The organism is Phenylobacterium sp. LjRoot219 (genome assembly GCF_964252995.1).
In the GTDB taxonomy this organism is placed as follows: Bacteria; Pseudomonadota; Alphaproteobacteria; order Caulobacterales; family Caulobacteraceae; genus Phenylobacterium.
In genome coordinates, this window is record NZ_CAXUQI020000001.1 from 3,270,414 (window position 1) to 3,285,281 (window position 14,868).

Sequence of the window (14,868 nt, forward strand, 5' to 3'; positions counted from 1 at the left end):
TCACGGTTCGGACGCGTAGCTCAGCGGGAGAGCACCTCGTTGACATCGAGGGGGTCACAGGTTCAATCCCTGTCGCGTCCACCATCCTTCCTAGACATTTCAGTCGATTAGCCCCGGCCACGCCGGCGCGATCGGCTGCGCCGCCCTCGCGATCGCCTGGCGCCAGGCGAATCTGCGCCGCCGCGCTGGCGGCGGCGTGAACAACTCGCCAGCCGATCAGTTCTTCAAGCGCGCGAAGCGCTCGACGGCGATCGACCGGCGGCGGCCACGCCGCCGTCAGCGGGCGAGGCGCAAATGGAACTGGGAGCCTTCCCATGAACGGCATGTTTCTCGCCGCCCTCGTCGCCGGCGCCGCCCTCACGGCTGCGCCCGCCATGGCGCAGGACTACGGCGCGTCCGGCTCGGCGATGAGCGGGTCGGCGTCGAAGGACGCCAAGAAGATGACCCCCGAGCAGATGCGCGCGCACTGCAAGAGCATGATGAACCAGGAAAAGAGCGGCCAAGCCCCGAGCGCCAGCATGTCCGGCGGCAAGACCTACTCGGACGCCGACATGAAGAAGATGCACGACAAGTGCGCGGCGATGATGGGCAAGGACAAGACCGCCCCGTCGACCAGCTACTAAGCCCAACTCGCGACGACGGGGCGCCGCAGAGCGTCCCGCCGTCGGCGCGACTCAGCCCAGCTCGAACGTCGTCACGCCGAACACCCGGTCTGTGCGCAGCGGCGCGATCGGCCCGGTGTACATCCGCGCAGTCTCAAACACCGGCGCCAGGCCCAGCGCCTGCGCCAGCGCCACGCCCTCGGCGTTGACGCTGGGCACATCGAGGAAGACCTCCCCCTCGCCCGCCTGCGCCAGCAGGGCCGCGAGCACGCTTTCCGCAGCTGCGCGGTCGTCGGCGACCAGCGGGCCGATCTTGCGGCCGCTGCGGCACGGCCGGATCACGCCCCAGGCCGCCAGCCGGCCGTCGCGCACCAGCGCCCGGCCGACATGGCCCGGAGCCGCGGTCCAGGCGCGCAGGAAGGCGTCGCGCGGCGCCGGAAACACCGTGGCGTCGTCGGCCGCCAGGATCGCGAACGGCACGTCGGCCAGCGCGACCACGCCCGCGTCCGCCTCAAGCGGCGCCGGGCGTCCGCCGTAGCGGATGTTCGGATAGGCCAGCGCGAAGCCGGACTTCCGATAGTTGGCCTGCTGCGCCGTCACGCCGTCGAGGCCGATCACCCGTCCCCCGGCATGGGCGATCGCCGCGTTCCAGATCCGCAAGCCGTAGCCGCGGCCGCGCAGGTCCGGGCGGACGATGTAGAAGCCGAGGAAGGCGAAGCCGTCGCCGTAGTTGACGCAGGAGACCGTCGCCGCCGGCTGGCCGTCGAGCTCGCCCACCCAGAAGCCCTGCGCGTCCTCGGCGGCGAAACAGCCGGCGTCGGCGAGACCGGGGTTCCAGCCCTCGGCCGCGGCCCAGTCGACGGCGATCGCGATCTCCTCGGCCCGCATCGGGCGAATCGTCAGCTCGGTCACGATCGAAACCTCCCGCGGAGACAGCCCGCGTGTGACGAAAACGCACGGCCGTCGCGGTCGCGCGCCAGCGCCGGCCCTCCGTCTACCCACCAATTCCAACAGGCCTTGCAGAGATTCTCAGGTTGACCCGCGAGAGCCGCTGCCCCCTTAGGACACCCAGCTTTTTGTAAACGGCGCGGGGCGGGCTTGGACCTCCTTCAGCAGATCAACCCGCTCTACTCCCTTTCGGGGCTAGCGGTCGGAATCCTCGTCGGCCTGACCGGCGTCGGCGGCGGCTCGCTGATGACGCCGCTGCTGGTGCTGGCGTTCGGCATCCACCCGGCGACCGCCGTGGGCACCGACCTGCTCTACGCGGCGGCCACCAAAGGCGTCGGCACCGCGGTGCACGGCTCGAAGGGGACGGTGCAGTGGCGCATCGTCGGCCTGCTGGCGGCCGGCAGCATCCCGGCCACCCTGCTCACCCTGTGGTTCATGCACCAGCGGCAGGGCGCCGGCGACGGCGCCGCCGGGCTGATCACCGTGACGCTCGGCGGCGCGCTGATCGCCACCGCGGCCGCGGTGCTGTTCCGCAACAAGATCGTCAAGGCGCTCGCCTCGCGCTCCGAGGGCCTGGACTCGAGGCGGGTCGCGGCCCTGACCGTGCTGCTGGGCGCGATCCTCGGCTTCCTGGTCTCGCTGACCTCGGTCGGCGCCGGCGCGCTCGGCATGACCGTGCTCTTGGTGCTCTATCCGAAGACCAACGTCGCCAAGCTGGTCGGCTCGGACATCGCCCACGCCGTGCCGCTGACGCTGATCGCCGGGCTCGGCCACTGGATGATCGGCTCGGTCGACTGGACGCTGCTGACCTCGCTGCTGAGCGGCTCGATCCCCGGCATCATCATCGGCAGCCTGCTCGCCACCAAGGCCCCGGACCGGGTGTTGCGCCCGGTGCTGGCCTCGACCCTGGCGCTGGTCGGCTTCAAGCTGCTGGCCTGAGCTAGCCGCGCATCACCAACGACTCGTGGGTCCAGGGCGCAGCCTTGGCCGACTTGTCCTGGAAGCTGGCGGGCAGTTCCTCGACCATGTCCCAGGCCGCCGCCAGCCGGCCAAAGCCGATGAAGTAGGCGACGAACATGCCGAGCTCGATGATCTCCAGCTCGCTGAAGTGCCGCCGCAGCTCGGCGAACGTCTCGTCGCTGATCGCGAAATGGTTGGTCGACGAGATGTCGGCGTAGGCGATCGCCGCCTTCTCGCGCGGCGACAGGTCGGCCGCCTCGAGCGGCTTCTCCAGCGAACAGACCGCGCCCTCGTCGAGGCCGTCCTCGACCGCCGACTGGTAGCGCATGGCCATGCAGCTGCGGCACTGGTTGTGGAAGGCGATCCGCAGCCGCACCAGCTCCAGCAGGCGGCGCGGCAGGGTGCTGCCGGCCCACATCTGGCCGGCGAACCCCATCATCGCCTTGGCCAGCGCCGGCTGGTTCGCCATCACCCCGCCGACCAGCTGCTCCAGCGGCGTGCCGTGGTCGACGTCGGTCATCTGACGCAGCGCTGGATCCCACTGCTCCAGCGGCAGCTTGCGCACCCTCGACATGGTTCGTCCTCTTTCCGGTCTAGGCCGTCGCGCGCTTGGCGCCGCGCGCCGACGGCAGGATCTCGTCGGAGAGCACCGAGGGCTTGAACGGCTTCAGGCGATGCAGCTCGCCGCTGCGGATGATGTTGGCGAAATCCGGCTCGGCGAGCATGGCCCGGCCGACGCCCACCAGGTCGAAGTCGCCGCGCTCGAACATCTCCATCAGCCGGTGCAGGCTGGAGAGGTCGAGCTGCGCCTCACGGCCTTCCATCAGGCTGGTCATCATCTCGCAGTCGAGGCCGATCGAGCCAATGGTCATGGTCGGCACGCCGGTGACCTTCTTGGTCCAGCCTGCGAGGTTCATGTCGCTGCCGTCGAACACCGGCTCCCAGAACCGCCGCTCCGAACAGTCGATCAGGTCGACCCCAGCCTCGACCACCGGCGCCAGCAGCTGTTCCAGCTCCTGCGGCGTCTGGGCGATCCTCGCCTTGTAGTCGACGACCTTCCATTGGGAGATGCGCAGGATCACCGGCACGTCGGGACCGACCCGGCGGCGGCACTCGGCCACCACCTCGGCAGCGAACTGGCCCCGGGCGCGCGGGCTGCCGCCATAGCGATCGGTGCGCTTGTTGAGCTCCGGCCAGAAAAACTGGTCGATCAGGTAACCGTGGCCGCCGTGGATCTCGACGCCGTCGTAGCCGAGCTCCATCGCCTTGTCCGCGCCGCGGCCGTAGGCCTCGATGACCTGGTCGATCTCGGCCTGGGTCATGCCTTCAGCGACCTGCTTGCCCGGGGCGATGTAGCCGGACGGGCTCACCTGGCCGAGCTCGGGCCTATAGCGCGGCTCGCCGGCGACGACGTCGTAGGTCGAGTAGATCAGGCCGACGTGCCACAGCTCCGGCATGGTGATCCCGCCGGCGGCGTGCACCGCGGCGGCGACGTCGCGCCAGCCGTCGAAAGCCGCCTCGCCATGGAACCGGCCGAGCATCGGATTGTCGCCGGACGAGGGGTGGTCGATGTAGACGCCCTCGGTCATCACCAGGCCGGCGCCGCCGGTCGCGCGGCGGGCGTAATAGGCCGCGGCCTCCGCCGAAGGGATCCCGTCCTGGCAGATCGACAGGCCCATCGCCGGCATGACGATCCGGTTGGGCAGGGTGACGCCGCGCAGCTGAAACGGCGCGAACAGCTTCGACCAGTCGCTCACCAGGGCTCCTCTCCCGCAGGTCTCGTCGTTTCGCCGACGATTGTCCCCTCAGCCTTTCGCACAATGGCGCAGGCCGCAAGTCATTGATTGGCTTGACGTAAGGTCAACCCGAAGCGCGCCTCGCGGAAGCTTCAGGGACGCGCGCCACGCGGCAGGGCTTCGGTCTCTTCCGGCGTCAGTCGGTGGATGTTGCGCACCGGACAGCGTTGCGGGCCGATCTGGGTGGGCGAGATGATCTCCGCATCGAGGCCGGAGCAGATCAGGCTCGAGCCGCGGGAACGGATGCCGAGCCGCTGGTTCCAGCGCACGTCGGGACACGATCCCATCAGCTCGAACTGGTAGACGTCGCGCACGCCGACCCGAACGTTGACGATGCGGTCGGTCTGGGCGGCGAAGCCGTTCACCTGGCTGGCCTGGAAGCACTGCCGGCCCGAACCGCCCGATGCCGAACCGCCCGTTTGCGAGCTGCTCGCGCAGGACGCGCTGAGGCCGGCGAGCGCGAACATCAGAACAGCGGCGACCTTGGTCTTCATCAGGTTAGCCCCGTGGATGACCCCCGGCGCCGATTACAACGGTCAAGGATGCGTCGCGGGTCCGCTTCAGCTCCGCGCCGCGGCGCGCCGGGCGAAGCGGTCGGGGTCCACCAGCCCGGCCAGCTGGGTCGGCAGCGGACTGGGCGCGCCCAGCGCCTGGGCCGCGACGTGCTCGGCCAGCAGCGGGGCCAGCGAGAAGCCGCGCGAGCCGAAGCCGCTCAGCAGGAACAGCCCGTCGGCCCCGCCGGCTGCTGGCAGCCGGTCGGCGGTCGTCGCCCGCAGCGCCGCGCGGCCTTCGAGCGGCATAGCCGCCAGCCGGGCCGCCAGCTGCGGCAACCGCCCGGCCAGGGTCGTCAGGTTGCGCTCATGATCCTCGGCCCGCAGTTCGACGCCCGTGTCGTCGCGGTCGTGGGTCGCGCCGAACAGCACGCCGTGGCGGGTCGGGACCGCATAGCCGCCCCAGGCGCAGGCCGGCGGCGGCTCGGTCGGCTCGGCCCAGCTCGCCTGGCCGCGCACCGGCCGCAGCGAGAGCCCGGGCGCGAGTCGCGCGGCGTCCAGGCCGGCCGCCAGGATCACCGCCCCGGCCTCCGCCAGCACCGCGCCGGCCGTGTCGGTCAGGATCCAGCCCGCCGGCCCGCGTTCCAGGCCCGCCACCCGCGCGCGACGCACATCGCCGCTCCAGGCCGCCAGCACCGGGGCGGGCTCGATCACCAGGGCCGAGCGCTGGTCGAGTGCGGCGGGCGCGGGCTCGCCCAACCAGGCGCTCGCGGCGTCAGGATCGAGCAGGCCCAGCGCGCCGGGCTCGAAGAGGTCGGACGCGGCGATCCGCGCGAAGCGGTCGAGGTCGCGCTCGCCGACGGCGAACTGCAGCACGCCGCGGGCGATCACCGCCTGGGGGGTCGATTCGAAGAGCTGGACCGCTCGGCGGAAGGCGCTGGCGAACAGCTGGGCCGGCGGCCCCAGGCCGGCGTCGAGCCGGGGCGTCACCAGCGCCGCGGGGTTGCCGGAGCCGCCCGCCCCGAGGCCCTCGGCTTCGAAGACGATCGCCTCGCCGCCCAGCGCCCGCACCGCGCGGGCCGCGGCCGCCCCGGCGACGCCGCCGCCGATCACGGCGACCCGGCCGACCGCGGGCCGGTCGGCGGCTTCGCCCGGGAAGCGGGCCTCGAGCCGCTCGCGCTTGCGGCCGAAGCCGGGCCGCTTGGCGACCTCGAAGCCGCCGGCGGCCAGGCCGCGGCGCACCTGGCCCGCGACGGTGAAGGTGGCGGCCCGGGCGCCCGGGGCCGAGCGCGCGCCGACCAGCGCCAGCACCTCGTCGCGCCACATGGCCGGATTGAGCGCCGGCGAGAAACCGTCGAGGAACCAGGCGTCGGCCCGGCCGTCCCAGCCCTGCAGCGCCTCGGCGACGTCGGTGACGGCGAGGTCGAGCACCGCGCCGAGTTCCGGCAGCTCCAGGCGATGCACGCCGCGGGCGCGGCCCGGCCAGCGGGCGACCAGCATGGCCGCGAGGTCGGCCAGCTCCGGCCAGCGCGCCAGCGCGCGGGCCGCTTCGGCCGCGTCGATCGGGTGCGCCTCGATGGAGAAGATGTGCAAGTGGCCGCCGGCCGGGCGGTGGCGACGCCAGAGGTCCAGCAGGGCCAGGATGTTGAGGCCGGTGCCGAAGCCCAGCTCGGCCACGACGAACCGGCGCCGTCCGGCCCAGGCTTCGGGCAGGCCGCAGCCCTGCAGGAAGACCGCGCGGGTCTCGGCGAGGCCGTCTTCGATGGAGAAATAGACGTCGCCGTACAGGCGGGAGCGCGGCAGGCCGTCGTCGCCCCATTGGAGCGGGCTCTGCGGCGGGTCAGGGCGTTCGTCGCTCATGACCTAGTACGTATGCCCCAAAACGAAAGAGGGCCGCCCAAACGGGCGGCCCCCTCGTACGCAGTGAAGCGTCGGCTACCCTTAGTGGGCGGCCGGAGCAGCGGCGTTGCCAGCGGCGTCGGCAGCGGCGTTGCCGGCGGCGGCGGCGGCGTCTTGAGCCGAGTCGGCGGCGACGGCAGCGGCGTTGGCTTCGGCCGCGGCGGTGTTGGCTTCTTCAGCCTTCTTCGAGCAGGCGGCGACCGAGAGCGCGGCCACGGCGGCGGTCGCGACGATCAGGGTGCGGAAAGCTTGAGTCTTCATGTCCCTAAGTCCTCAATACGGTGTGTCAGCACGCCCCCGGACCGGCTGCGCGAACACAGTCCGCCCAATGGCGCGGCTCAGCAGTAAGGCGGTGCGGCGGAGATGACAAGAAAAGTTTCACGAGACTGTGATCACTTTTCGAGCCCTCAGCCCTCATTGGGCATCGCCGAAAGCGTTTCTTCGAGTTCCAGGAAACTCGGCTGCGCTTCGCTCGGCACGTTGCCCCGGCCGATCTCTACCGAGATCTGCGCCGCATTGCCATGCAGATGGGCGACCAGCACCGACTGGATTATCCGATAGAAGGAGCCTTCCTCGTCGACAATCCCTTTCATGCGCGTCGCCAGCGGCGCGACCAGGCCGTAGGCCAGGAACACGCCCATGAAGGTGCCGACCAACGCCGAGCCGATCATCTCGCCCAGCACTTCCGGCGGCTCGGTGATCGCGCCCATGGTCTTGATGACCCCGAGCACCGCCGCGACGATCCCTAGCGCCGGCAGCGCATCGGCGATGGTCTGCAGCGCGTGACTCGGCCCGAGCGCCTCATGGTGGTGCTTGTCGAGCTGCTTCTCCATGGCGTCCTCGACCTGATGAGGATCCTCCAGGTTCATGGTCATCATGCGCAGCGTGTCGCAGATGAAGTCGACCGCGAAGTGGTCCTTCAGGATGCGCGGGAAGCGCGAGAAGATGGTGCTGTCGTTGGGCTTTTCGATGTGGCTCTCGAGCGCGATGACGCCCTTCGACTTCATCGTCTTGGTCAGCAGGAACAGCAGGCTGAGCAGGTCGCGGTAGTCCGAGGCCTTCCACTTCGGGCCGGCGAACGCCTTGCCGAAGGCTCCGCCGGTGCCCTTGATGACCGACATCGGGTTGCCGATCAGGAAGGTGGCGACCGCCGCCCCGCCAATACACATCATTTCGTGCGGCAGGGCGTGCATGATGACGCCGAGGTTGCCCCCCGAAATCAGGTAGCTGCCGAACACGAGCACGAACAGCAGCACAATGCCGATGATCTGGAACATTGACGAAGGGGCCCCCGCAGATGCCCGGGAGCTTGGCCGTTAATGCTTAAGGCTCGATGAGCGCGCCCGGCGACCCTGGCCGGCCAGATCGGGACTAGGCTGACGTCGGGGAAGCTGCTGCAGTGCGGAGAGAACGATGCGCCGGCGCAGTCCGGGCGCACAGACAAGGGAGTGAAGCATGAGCGTGGAAGAGCGGCTGGCGGCTCTGGAGACCCGGTTGCGCGCGGCCGAAGACCAGCTGGAGATCCTGCGCCTCCTGAACAGCTACGGCCCGCTGGTCGACAGCGGCGAGAGCTATCCGGCCGCCCACCTCTGGGTCGAGGGCGGCGCCTACGACATGGGCGGCGTCTACCGCGCCAAGGCCTTCGACGAGATCGCCGCGGTCTATGAGAGCGAAGGCCACAAGAACCTGGTCAACACCGGCGTCTCGCACCTGACGGCGACGCCGCGGATCACCGTCGACGGCGACGCCGCCGAAGCCGTGGCCTACTCCTTCGTGGTGCTGAAGGAGGGCGATCGCTGGTACTTCTGGCGCGCGGCGATCAACCACTGGGCCCTGACCCGCACGCCGGACGGCTGGCGCATCCTCGAGCGCTACAACCGCGTGCTCGACGGCTCGCAGGAGTCCCACGACACCATGCGCAGGGTGCTCGGCAAATGACCCTGGACGAACTCCTCGCCCGCGAGGGCATCCGCCAGACCATGGCCGACTACACCATGGCCGGCGACCGGCTGAAGGCCGACGACTTCGTCGCCGTCTTCACCGAGGACGCGGTGATGGAGACCGACGGCGTGCCGGCGGCCGACGCCTTCCGCTACGAGGGCCGCACGGCGATCCGCGGCTGGATCACCCGCTGGCTCGAACCCCCGGCGGACGGCCCGGTGCACAAGGCGAGCTTCATCCGCCATCACCTGGCGACCAGCCAGATCGAGCTGACCGGGCCCGACACGGCCAAGGCGCGCACCTACTGGACCGCCTACACCGACATCGGCCCGGACCACTGCGGCTACTATCTCGACGCCTTCCGCAAGGAGGGCGACCGCTGGCTGCTGGCCCACCGGCGGATCCGGCTGGACTGGCGCTCGGAGCAGAGCCTCTACACCACCGCCGTGGAACGCACCCGCGGCTGACCGGCACGACACATCGCCTCCCGGCCGAACCGGGAGCGGCATTTGGGAGGAAAACGAGATGGCGCGCTTTACCGACAAGGTGGCGATCATCACCGGCGCCAGCACGGGCCTCGGCCCGGTGATGGCCAGGATGCTGGCCGCGGAGGGCGCCAAGGTGGTGCTGGCCGCCCGCCGGATCGAACTGGTCGCCGCCGTGGCCGCCGAGATCGGCGTGAACGCCGTGGCCGTGCGGGCCGACGTCACCCAGGAAGAGGATGTGGCCGAGATGGTCGAGGCGGCGATGGGCCGCTGGGGCCAGGTCGACATCATGATGAACAACGCCGCCGCGCCGGGAATCGACAAGTACGTCTGGGAGCAGACGCTGGAGAACTGGAACTCCACCATCGCGATCGACGTCACCGCGGCCATGCTCTGCAGCCGCGAGGTGCTGCGGCGCTCGATGATCGAGCGGCAGACCGGGGTGATCATCAACTTCTCGTCCGGCGCCGGCTGGAAGGGCATGCCGCGCAAGAGCCACTACTCGGTCGCCAAGTCCGGCCTGCGGGTGCTCACCAAGGTCATCGCCATGGAGGCCGGCCAGTACGGGATCCGCTGCAACTGCGTGGTGCCCGGCATCATCGACACCGAGCTCATGCAGAACTACGTCCGCCGGGTCGCCGCCGAGCAGGCCATCAGCGAGCAGGAGATGATGGACAAGCTGATGGCGCATCTGCCGCTGAAGCGCGCCAGCAGCCCGGAAGACGTCGCCCGGTTCGCGCTGTTCCTCGCCTCCGACGACGCCCGCACCATCACCGGCCAGTCGATGAACGTCGACGCCGGCGACGTGATGGTCGGGTAGAGCCGGCCGCGGCGGCCTTCCACCCCGCGCCGGGGTGGCGGGCCGCCGGTCACGCTCCGATCGTCAGCGTTTTCATAGGCTTCGCCAGAACACAGCGATGTGAAGCCCGCCATTATCGGCGGCTCGCCCTTGAAATTTCGGCCGTCACCTGCCACTTTACCGCAGATCAAAATTCGTTTTGGCTCGCCTGCCATCCCGGTCGGGATCAAGAATCCCCTCCGGAATCGACTTCCGAACCTCTCCGAAAATTTGACCTCACCGCCCATTCCGGGCGTGAGAACTTATGCCCGGAAAGGGACATCTATGAAAAGCGGCACCGTGAAGTGGTTCAACGGCCAAAAGGGTTATGGCTTCATCCAGCCGGATGACGGCGGCCCGGACGTTTTCGTCCACATCTCGGCCGTCGAACGCGCGGGCCTGGGCTCGCTCCACGACGGGCAGAAGGTCAGCTTCGAGCTGGAGAAGGACCCGCGTAGCGGCAAGACCTCCGCCGGCCAACTGCAGCCCGCCTAAACCGGCTCAAGAGCCGGCGCGCCTCGCCGCGCCGGCTCTTTGTCGTGCGAGCGGAGGCTGCAATGTCGGCATCTAAATTCGAGACCATGGCGCTGGAATATCGGGCGCGGGCTGAAGACTCCTCGGCCCTGGCCCGGGCGTCGGGCCTGGACCGCACGCGCGAACAGCATGAGCAGGCGGCCCTACGCTGGATCGAGCTCGCCGAGGCGGCGGAAAGCCGCGCGGAAAGCCAGCGCGTCCGGTTGGCCGCCGCGCCGAAGACCCCGGAAGACGCTGCGCCGGAAGATCCAGTGACCGACACGCCGGCCCGCGACCTCGACTGAAGTCGGGGTTACCGGGCGTGCGCGCCGCACTTCAACTCTCGAAAGGAACGCCATTGGCGAAGGAAGACATCGTCGAGTTCGACGGCCAGATCACCGAGCTGCTGCCGGAGGGCCGCTTTCGCGTCCGCCTGGAGAACGACCACGAGATCCTCGCCTACACGGCTGGCCGGATGAAGAAGAACCGGATCCGCTCGATGGTCGGTGATCGCGTGACGGTCGAAATGACCCCCTACGACATGGACCGGGGCCGCATCATCTACCGGCACAAGCCGGAAGGCGCCCGCGTCGGCGGCTCCCCGCGGCCGCAATATCGGCGTCGCTGACGCCCGAACCGGTTCAGCTGCGCCCGACCGGCAGGTCGAAGTGCAGCACCGCCTCGCGGACGCCGAGCTTCTGATAGAGGGCGATCGCCGGATCGTCGCCGTAGTCGGCCTGGACGAAGACGACCCAGGCCGCACGGGTTTGCGCGATCGCCTGCAGCGCCCGAATGAGCCCCGTGGCGATCCCCCGGCGGCGGAAGGGCGCGGCGACCGCCAGGTCGTAGATGTAGACCTCGCGCCGGGCCCGCTCGAACTTGTCGAACTCATAGGCCACCAGGCCGCCGACCACCGCGCCTTCCGCCAGGGCGACCAGCGCGATCACATGCTCCTTCGCCAGCAGCCCTTCGAGCCAGGCCTCGCTCGGCGGCTCGCCCCCAAAGGTCGCCGGATCGGCGAACGCCTCGCCGAACACCGCGTTGAGCGCGCGCAGGCGCGTCACATCGCCAGGCCCTAGGCGGCCGACCTCGAAATCCTGGGGCATGGCTCCCCAACCTCAGCTGTCATCCCGGAAGCCGCGCAGCGGCTGTCCGGGACCCATGAACACCATCCCTGCTGCCAGGGCTCAGGCCGCGCCGCTCTCGGCCTTCAGCCGGCGGATCATGTCCGGCGACAGATAGCCGTCGGCGGTCAGGCCGCGGGCCTTCTGCCAGGCGCGCAGCGCGTCGCGGGTCTTCATGCCGACCACCCCGTCCGGCGCGCCGGGATCGTAGCCGAGGCTCGCCAGCGCCCGCTGCGCGGTCATCCGGTCGACCAGCGACAGCGGCGGCTCCTGCGGCCAGGGCCGGCTCAGACCGGGCCGGCCGGCGAAGCGGTCGGCGAGCAGGCCGACGCTCAGCGCATAGGCCAGGGAGTTGTTGTACTTGCGGATCGCAAAGTGGTTGGGGAACAGCAGGAACAGCGGCCCGCCCGCCCCGGTCGGGGCGACCAGCTGCGCCGACGCGGCAAGGTCCGCCGCCGGCCAGGCCTGGCCGTCGGCGCGGCGCACCCCCAGCGCCTCCCATTCCGAAGGCGTCTTCTTCGGCCCCTCGGTGACGCTGAAGTCGAAGCCGGCGGGGACCGTCACTTCGCGCGCCCAGTCCTGGCCCCGCGCCCACTTGCCGTCTTGGCGCAGCAGGTTCGCCGCCGAGGCCAGGGCGTCGGCCGACGAACCCCAGATGTCGCGGTGGCGGTCGCCGTCGCCGTCCACGGCGGTGCGCACGAAGGTCGCCGGGATGAACTGGGTCTGCCCCATCGCACCGGCCCAGGAGCCGCGCAGCTGGCCGCGGCTGACCTCGCCCGAGCCGATCAACTCCAGCGCGGCGATCAGCTGGTCCTCGGCGAACTGCCGGCGGCGGCCGTCGGCGGCGAGCGTCGCCATCGCGCGGATCACGTCGAAATTGCCCTGGATCGCGCCGAAGCCGCTCTCCATGCCCCAGATGCCCAGCAGGATCTCGCGCGGCACGCCGTAGCGCTGCTCGATCGCCGGCAGCTGCGGCACCTGGGCGGCCTTCTGCAGGCCGCTGGCGACCCGTCCGTCGGTCACCGCGCCGCTGATGTAGGCCGACAGCGGCTTGGAGAACTCCGGCTGGCGGTTGTCGAGCGAGCCGACGCGCGGCTCCGGCGTCAGGCCCGCGAACTCGCGCTGCAGCAGGGCCGGCGAGATCCCGGCCGCCACCGCGCGGCCGTAGAAGCTGGCGGCCCAGGCGTCGAACTCGATGTCGCCCGACGCGGTGAGCGGCCGCACCGGGCCGGAAAACTGCAGGCCGGAGGGCGCAGCCGGCGGCGGAGGCGGGGCTTGCCGGACCGGGACGTGGGTGGCCGGGCTGGCGCAACCGGCCAGGGCGAGACAGAGCAACAAATGACTACGACGCATTCCGGGGAATCTAACGAGCGTCGCCGGGCGGCATCAATCACAAGGCTGAGAGGCGCGGCCGTTGACTCCCAGATGGCCGCCTCGTATATGCGCCCGCTCTGTAGCAACCCGGACGGGCCCGCCCGGCCTAGCCTAGAAGATTACGGTCATGAAGGTCAGAAGCTCGCTCAAGTCGCTCAAGACGCGTCACCGCGACTGCAAGCTCGTGCGCCGCAAGGGCCGGGTCTACATCATCAACAAGACCGACCCGCGCTTTAAAGCCAAGCAAGGCTAAACTGCGTCGGCGCGTCCGGTTCGCCCGGACGCGCCCGCTGCAGTTCCTGAGCGCCTGACGCCGGACTGCAGCCCGCTGACCGCGACACTCCGCGCGACGCCCGAGATCCCCCTTCCAGATTCAGAATCCTCCCAGCCGCTCGGCTTTGCCCGCGGCTGCATTCGCATGTCCGCTCGTGCGCGCCGCCCGCCTCGCCAACCCTGGCTGCAGAAACACGGGGCCCCAGACAAGCGAACGCCCGCCGCGGCTCAGCCGGGCGGGCTCGCAATAGGCTCGGCTAGTGGAGGGGCCGCGCGGCCCCTCGGCCTCAGTGCGACTCGGCCGTGCCGCCGCGCAGGAAGATGAAGCCGATCACCCCCATGGCCACGGCGCTGAACAGCGCGCCCATGAAGCCGAAGTTGGTGCAGAACCACAGGACCAGGAACAGCACCGACGCGGCGATGACCAGCGAGCCCCATTTGGTCAGGCTCATCACGAAGGCGTAGGTCTTCTCCTGCTCGTGGATGTCCATTTCGCCGCGGTGATATTCGGAAGCTTGGTTGGCCATCGCCGACAAATGCTCTCTGGAACGGAAAACTTCGAGCGCGTGCTACACGAGACCGAGGCGTCGCTCAAGCTCGCCAGGCCGCCAACAGCCCTCGGATCGCCGAGACCAGCGCGATCGGCTGGTCCAGCATTACGTGGTGATGCGCCTCCGGGACGCCGAACAGCAGGCCGTCGGCCGGATAAGCGTCCTGCAGCCCCGGGATCGTCTGCAGGATGCTGAGGTCGCCGAAGATGTGGGCGAGCGGGACCTCGACCTTGTGCGGCCCGGCGTAGAACTCGCTGATCAGCGCCCGGTCGAGCTTGTCCCACATGTTCGGATCGAACTTCCAGGTCCAGCCGCCAGGGACCTCCTTCAGCCCGCGCCGGGCGATGTAGTCGAGAATGTAGAGGTGCTCGGCCGGCTGCTGCGGCGACAGGCGAAAGCGCGCGAGCGCCTCGGCCAGGGTCGGATAGACGCGGTTCGGCCCGCGCTGTGGGGTCGGCGGATCCAGCCGGCTGAGCCGGGCCTTGTCCTGCGCCTCCTCCGGCGGGCCGCTGAAGCCGACGTCGATCAGGATGGCCGCGTGCATCTGCCCGGCCCGGCGGCTGGCGGCGTAGAACACCTGGCCGCCGCCGAACGAGTGGCCGATGTAGACCGGCTTGCGGCCGCCCTCGTAGAGCCCGGTCGCACGCGCGACCGCCTCAGCGTCGGCGCAGAAGTCCTCGGAGCTGTAGTGGTCACGCCAGTCGGAGTCGCCCATGCCAGCGAGCGACATGGCGCAGACCCGGTAGTCCTGGGCGAAGAACGGGCCGATGAAGCTCCACCAATCGGCGTGGGCGGTGTTGCCGTGGACCAACAGCAGGCCGGGCTTGCCGCGCGCGCCCCAGCTCAGGGTCTCGATGGCCCCGCGCGGGGTGGCGACCATCTCGCGCTCCGGCGCGGCTTCCAGCGCCTGGGCGAACCAGGCCGGCGCGTGCGGCCTCGCGCCCTGGAAGGCGGCGAGCGGCGCGCGGGTCTCCGCCGGCTGGTCGACGGCCTTGCCCGGCCGATCCTCGGAGACCGCTTCCCGGCTCGTCGCGTCTTTGCTCGTTTCGTCGGACATGGCTGTCGTGACTAGC

The 14,868-nt window shown here is 70.2% G+C and carries 20 protein-coding genes and 1 tRNA gene; 10 read left to right on the top strand and 11 right to left on the bottom strand.

Going from position 1 to position 14,868, the window contains the following annotated elements; translation table 11 throughout:
- Positions 1 to 9 precede the first annotated feature (9 nt).
- Both ACSQ14_RS15990 and ACSQ14_RS15995 read left to right on the top strand, forming a co-directional pair.
- Positions 10 to 84: transfer RNA gene (locus ACSQ14_RS15990), tRNA-Val, on the top strand.
- A 230-nt stretch (positions 85 to 314) separates the two neighbouring features.
- Complete coding sequence (locus ACSQ14_RS15995) at positions 315 to 623, top strand: hypothetical protein (protein WP_436014498.1); 309 nt, start codon at positions 315 to 317, stop codon at positions 621 to 623.
- A 51-nt stretch (positions 624 to 674) separates the two neighbouring features.
- On the opposite strand, the gene ACSQ14_RS16000 is transcribed toward ACSQ14_RS15995, so the two are convergent.
- Positions 675 to 1,514, bottom strand: coding sequence for a GNAT family N-acetyltransferase (locus ACSQ14_RS16000; protein ID WP_436014500.1), 840 nt, complete (start codon positions 1,512 to 1,514; stop codon positions 675 to 677).
- Positions 1,515 to 1,700: 186 nt separating this feature from the next.
- On the opposite strand from ACSQ14_RS16000, the gene ACSQ14_RS16005 reads away from it, so the two are divergent.
- Positions 1,701 to 2,489 carry a sulfite exporter TauE/SafE family protein gene (locus tag ACSQ14_RS16005; RefSeq protein WP_436014502.1) on the top strand — a complete coding sequence of 263 codons (789 nt, stop codon included), beginning with the start codon at positions 1,701 to 1,703 and terminating at the stop codon, positions 2,487 to 2,489.
- A gap of 1 nt (position 2,490) precedes the next feature.
- Here the strand turns inward: ACSQ14_RS16005 and ACSQ14_RS16010 are convergent, their stop codons facing one another.
- From ACSQ14_RS16010 to motA, 6 genes are all read right to left on the bottom strand, one after another.
- A complete protein-coding gene (locus ACSQ14_RS16010; RefSeq protein ID WP_436014504.1) occupies positions 2,491 to 3,084 on the bottom strand; it encodes a carboxymuconolactone decarboxylase family protein in 594 nt (197 codons plus the stop codon).
- Positions 3,085 to 3,103: 19 nt separating this feature from the next.
- The gene (locus ACSQ14_RS16015; RefSeq protein ID WP_436014506.1) at positions 3,104 to 4,267 is read right to left on the bottom strand and encodes a 12-oxophytodienoate reductase; all 1,164 of its coding nucleotides are present in this window, start codon (positions 4,265 to 4,267) and stop codon (positions 3,104 to 3,106) included.
- Positions 4,268 to 4,398: 131 nt separating this feature from the next.
- Positions 4,399 to 4,800, bottom strand: coding sequence for a DUF6491 family protein (locus ACSQ14_RS16020; protein WP_436014508.1), 402 nt, complete (start codon positions 4,798 to 4,800; stop codon positions 4,399 to 4,401).
- A gap of 66 nt (positions 4,801 to 4,866) precedes the next feature.
- Entirely contained in the window at positions 4,867 to 6,657 is a 1,791-nt protein-coding gene (gene mnmD / locus ACSQ14_RS16025; RefSeq protein ID WP_436014510.1) for a tRNA (5-methylaminomethyl-2-thiouridine)(34)-methyltransferase MnmD, read from the bottom strand.
- Between the two features lie 81 nt (positions 6,658 to 6,738).
- Positions 6,739 to 6,957 carry a hypothetical protein gene (locus ACSQ14_RS16030; protein ID WP_436014512.1) on the bottom strand — a complete coding sequence of 73 codons (219 nt, stop codon included), beginning with the start codon at positions 6,955 to 6,957 and terminating at the stop codon, positions 6,739 to 6,741.
- 146 nt (positions 6,958 to 7,103) lie between these two features.
- A complete protein-coding gene (motA, locus tag ACSQ14_RS16035) occupies positions 7,104 to 7,973 on the bottom strand; it encodes a flagellar motor stator protein MotA (RefSeq protein ID WP_436014514.1) in 870 nt (289 codons plus the stop codon).
- A 178-nt stretch (positions 7,974 to 8,151) separates the two neighbouring features.
- Between motA and ACSQ14_RS16040 the strand changes: the two genes are divergently transcribed.
- The 6 genes from ACSQ14_RS16040 (at position 8,152) to infA (ending at position 11,101) form a co-directional block, all read left to right on the top strand.
- Positions 8,152 to 8,634: a nuclear transport factor 2 family protein gene (locus tag ACSQ14_RS16040; RefSeq protein ID WP_436014516.1), complete on the top strand. Its 483-nt coding sequence runs from the start codon at positions 8,152 to 8,154 to the stop codon at positions 8,632 to 8,634.
- A complete protein-coding gene (locus ACSQ14_RS16045) occupies positions 8,631 to 9,104 on the top strand; it encodes a nuclear transport factor 2 family protein (RefSeq protein WP_436014518.1) in 474 nt (157 codons plus the stop codon). Before ACSQ14_RS16040 ends, ACSQ14_RS16045 begins: the two co-directional genes overlap by 4 nt.
- Positions 9,105 to 9,162: 58 nt before the next feature.
- Positions 9,163 to 9,942: an SDR family NAD(P)-dependent oxidoreductase gene (locus ACSQ14_RS16050; RefSeq protein ID WP_436014520.1), complete on the top strand. Its 780-nt coding sequence runs from the start codon at positions 9,163 to 9,165 to the stop codon at positions 9,940 to 9,942.
- A 303-nt stretch (positions 9,943 to 10,245) separates the two neighbouring features.
- A complete protein-coding gene (locus ACSQ14_RS16055) occupies positions 10,246 to 10,455 on the top strand; it encodes a cold-shock protein (RefSeq protein WP_436014522.1) in 210 nt (69 codons plus the stop codon).
- 62 nt (positions 10,456 to 10,517) lie between these two features.
- On the top strand, positions 10,518 to 10,778 hold the full coding sequence (locus ACSQ14_RS16060) for a hypothetical protein (protein ID WP_436014524.1): 261 nt from the start codon (positions 10,518 to 10,520) through the stop codon (positions 10,776 to 10,778).
- Positions 10,779 to 10,831: 53 nt separating this feature from the next.
- Positions 10,832 to 11,101, top strand: coding sequence for a translation initiation factor IF-1 (gene infA, locus ACSQ14_RS16065; RefSeq protein WP_436014526.1), 270 nt, complete (start codon positions 10,832 to 10,834; stop codon positions 11,099 to 11,101).
- 13 nt (positions 11,102 to 11,114) lie between these two features.
- Here the strand turns inward: infA and ACSQ14_RS16070 are convergent, their stop codons facing one another.
- Positions 11,115 to 11,579: an AAC(3)-I family aminoglycoside N-acetyltransferase gene (locus ACSQ14_RS16070; protein WP_436014528.1), complete on the bottom strand. Its 465-nt coding sequence runs from the start codon at positions 11,577 to 11,579 to the stop codon at positions 11,115 to 11,117.
- Positions 11,580 to 11,660: 81 nt separating this feature from the next.
- Complete coding sequence (locus ACSQ14_RS16075) at positions 11,661 to 12,950, bottom strand: lytic murein transglycosylase (RefSeq protein WP_436014530.1); 1,290 nt, start codon at positions 12,948 to 12,950, stop codon at positions 11,661 to 11,663.
- A 148-nt stretch (positions 12,951 to 13,098) separates the two neighbouring features.
- On the opposite strand from ACSQ14_RS16075, the gene ykgO reads away from it, so the two are divergent.
- Complete coding sequence (gene ykgO / locus ACSQ14_RS16080) at positions 13,099 to 13,224, top strand: type B 50S ribosomal protein L36 (protein WP_111513452.1); 126 nt, start codon at positions 13,099 to 13,101, stop codon at positions 13,222 to 13,224.
- Between the two features lie 307 nt (positions 13,225 to 13,531).
- Here the strand turns inward: ykgO and ACSQ14_RS16085 are convergent, their stop codons facing one another.
- The gene (locus ACSQ14_RS16085; protein ID WP_436014533.1) at positions 13,532 to 13,771 is read right to left on the bottom strand and encodes an aa3-type cytochrome c oxidase subunit IV; all 240 of its coding nucleotides are present in this window, start codon (positions 13,769 to 13,771) and stop codon (positions 13,532 to 13,534) included.
- Between the two features lie 64 nt (positions 13,772 to 13,835).
- The gene (locus ACSQ14_RS16090) at positions 13,836 to 14,852 is read right to left on the bottom strand and encodes an alpha/beta fold hydrolase (RefSeq protein WP_436014535.1); all 1,017 of its coding nucleotides are present in this window, start codon (positions 14,850 to 14,852) and stop codon (positions 13,836 to 13,838) included.
- Positions 14,853 to 14,868: the final 16 nt, after the last annotated feature.

What these genes read in the sequence shown, in the direction of transcription:
- ACSQ14_RS15995 (WP_436014498.1), top strand. Translation starts at nt 315, where the DNA reads ATGAACGGCATGTTTCTCGCCGCCCTCGTCGCCGGCGCCGCCCTCACG.
- ACSQ14_RS16010 (WP_436014504.1), bottom strand. Translation starts at nt 3,084, where the DNA reads ATGTCGAGGGTGCGCAAGCTGCCGCTGGAGCAGTGGGATCCAGCGCTG.
- ACSQ14_RS16020 (WP_436014508.1), bottom strand. Translation starts at nt 4,800, where the DNA reads ATGAAGACCAAGGTCGCCGCTGTTCTGATGTTCGCGCTCGCCGGCCTC.
- mnmD (WP_436014510.1), bottom strand. Translation starts at nt 6,657, where the DNA reads ATGAGCGACGAACGCCCTGACCCGCCGCAGAGCCCGCTCCAATGGGGC.
- ACSQ14_RS16030 (WP_436014512.1), bottom strand. Translation starts at nt 6,957, where the DNA reads ATGAAGACTCAAGCTTTCCGCACCCTGATCGTCGCGACCGCCGCCGTG.
- motA (WP_436014514.1), bottom strand. Translation starts at nt 7,973, where the DNA reads ATGTTCCAGATCATCGGCATTGTGCTGCTGTTCGTGCTCGTGTTCGGC.
- ACSQ14_RS16040 (WP_436014516.1), top strand. Translation starts at nt 8,152, where the DNA reads ATGAGCGTGGAAGAGCGGCTGGCGGCTCTGGAGACCCGGTTGCGCGCG.
- ACSQ14_RS16045 (WP_436014518.1), top strand. Translation starts at nt 8,631, where the DNA reads ATGACCCTGGACGAACTCCTCGCCCGCGAGGGCATCCGCCAGACCATG.
- ACSQ14_RS16050 (WP_436014520.1), top strand. Translation starts at nt 9,163, where the DNA reads ATGGCGCGCTTTACCGACAAGGTGGCGATCATCACCGGCGCCAGCACG.
- ACSQ14_RS16055 (WP_436014522.1), top strand. Translation starts at nt 10,246, where the DNA reads ATGAAAAGCGGCACCGTGAAGTGGTTCAACGGCCAAAAGGGTTATGGC.
- ACSQ14_RS16060 (WP_436014524.1), top strand. Translation starts at nt 10,518, where the DNA reads ATGTCGGCATCTAAATTCGAGACCATGGCGCTGGAATATCGGGCGCGG.
- ACSQ14_RS16070 (WP_436014528.1), bottom strand. Translation starts at nt 11,579, where the DNA reads ATGCCCCAGGATTTCGAGGTCGGCCGCCTAGGGCCTGGCGATGTGACG.
- ACSQ14_RS16075 (WP_436014530.1), bottom strand. Translation starts at nt 12,950, where the DNA reads ATGCGTCGTAGTCATTTGTTGCTCTGTCTCGCCCTGGCCGGTTGCGCC.
- ykgO (WP_111513452.1), top strand. Translation starts at nt 13,099, where the DNA reads ATGAAGGTCAGAAGCTCGCTCAAGTCGCTCAAGACGCGTCACCGCGAC.
- ACSQ14_RS16085 (WP_436014533.1), bottom strand. Translation starts at nt 13,771, where the DNA reads ATGGCCAACCAAGCTTCCGAATATCACCGCGGCGAAATGGACATCCAC.
- ACSQ14_RS16090 (WP_436014535.1), bottom strand. Translation starts at nt 14,852, where the DNA reads ATGTCCGACGAAACGAGCAAAGACGCGACGAGCCGGGAAGCGGTCTCC.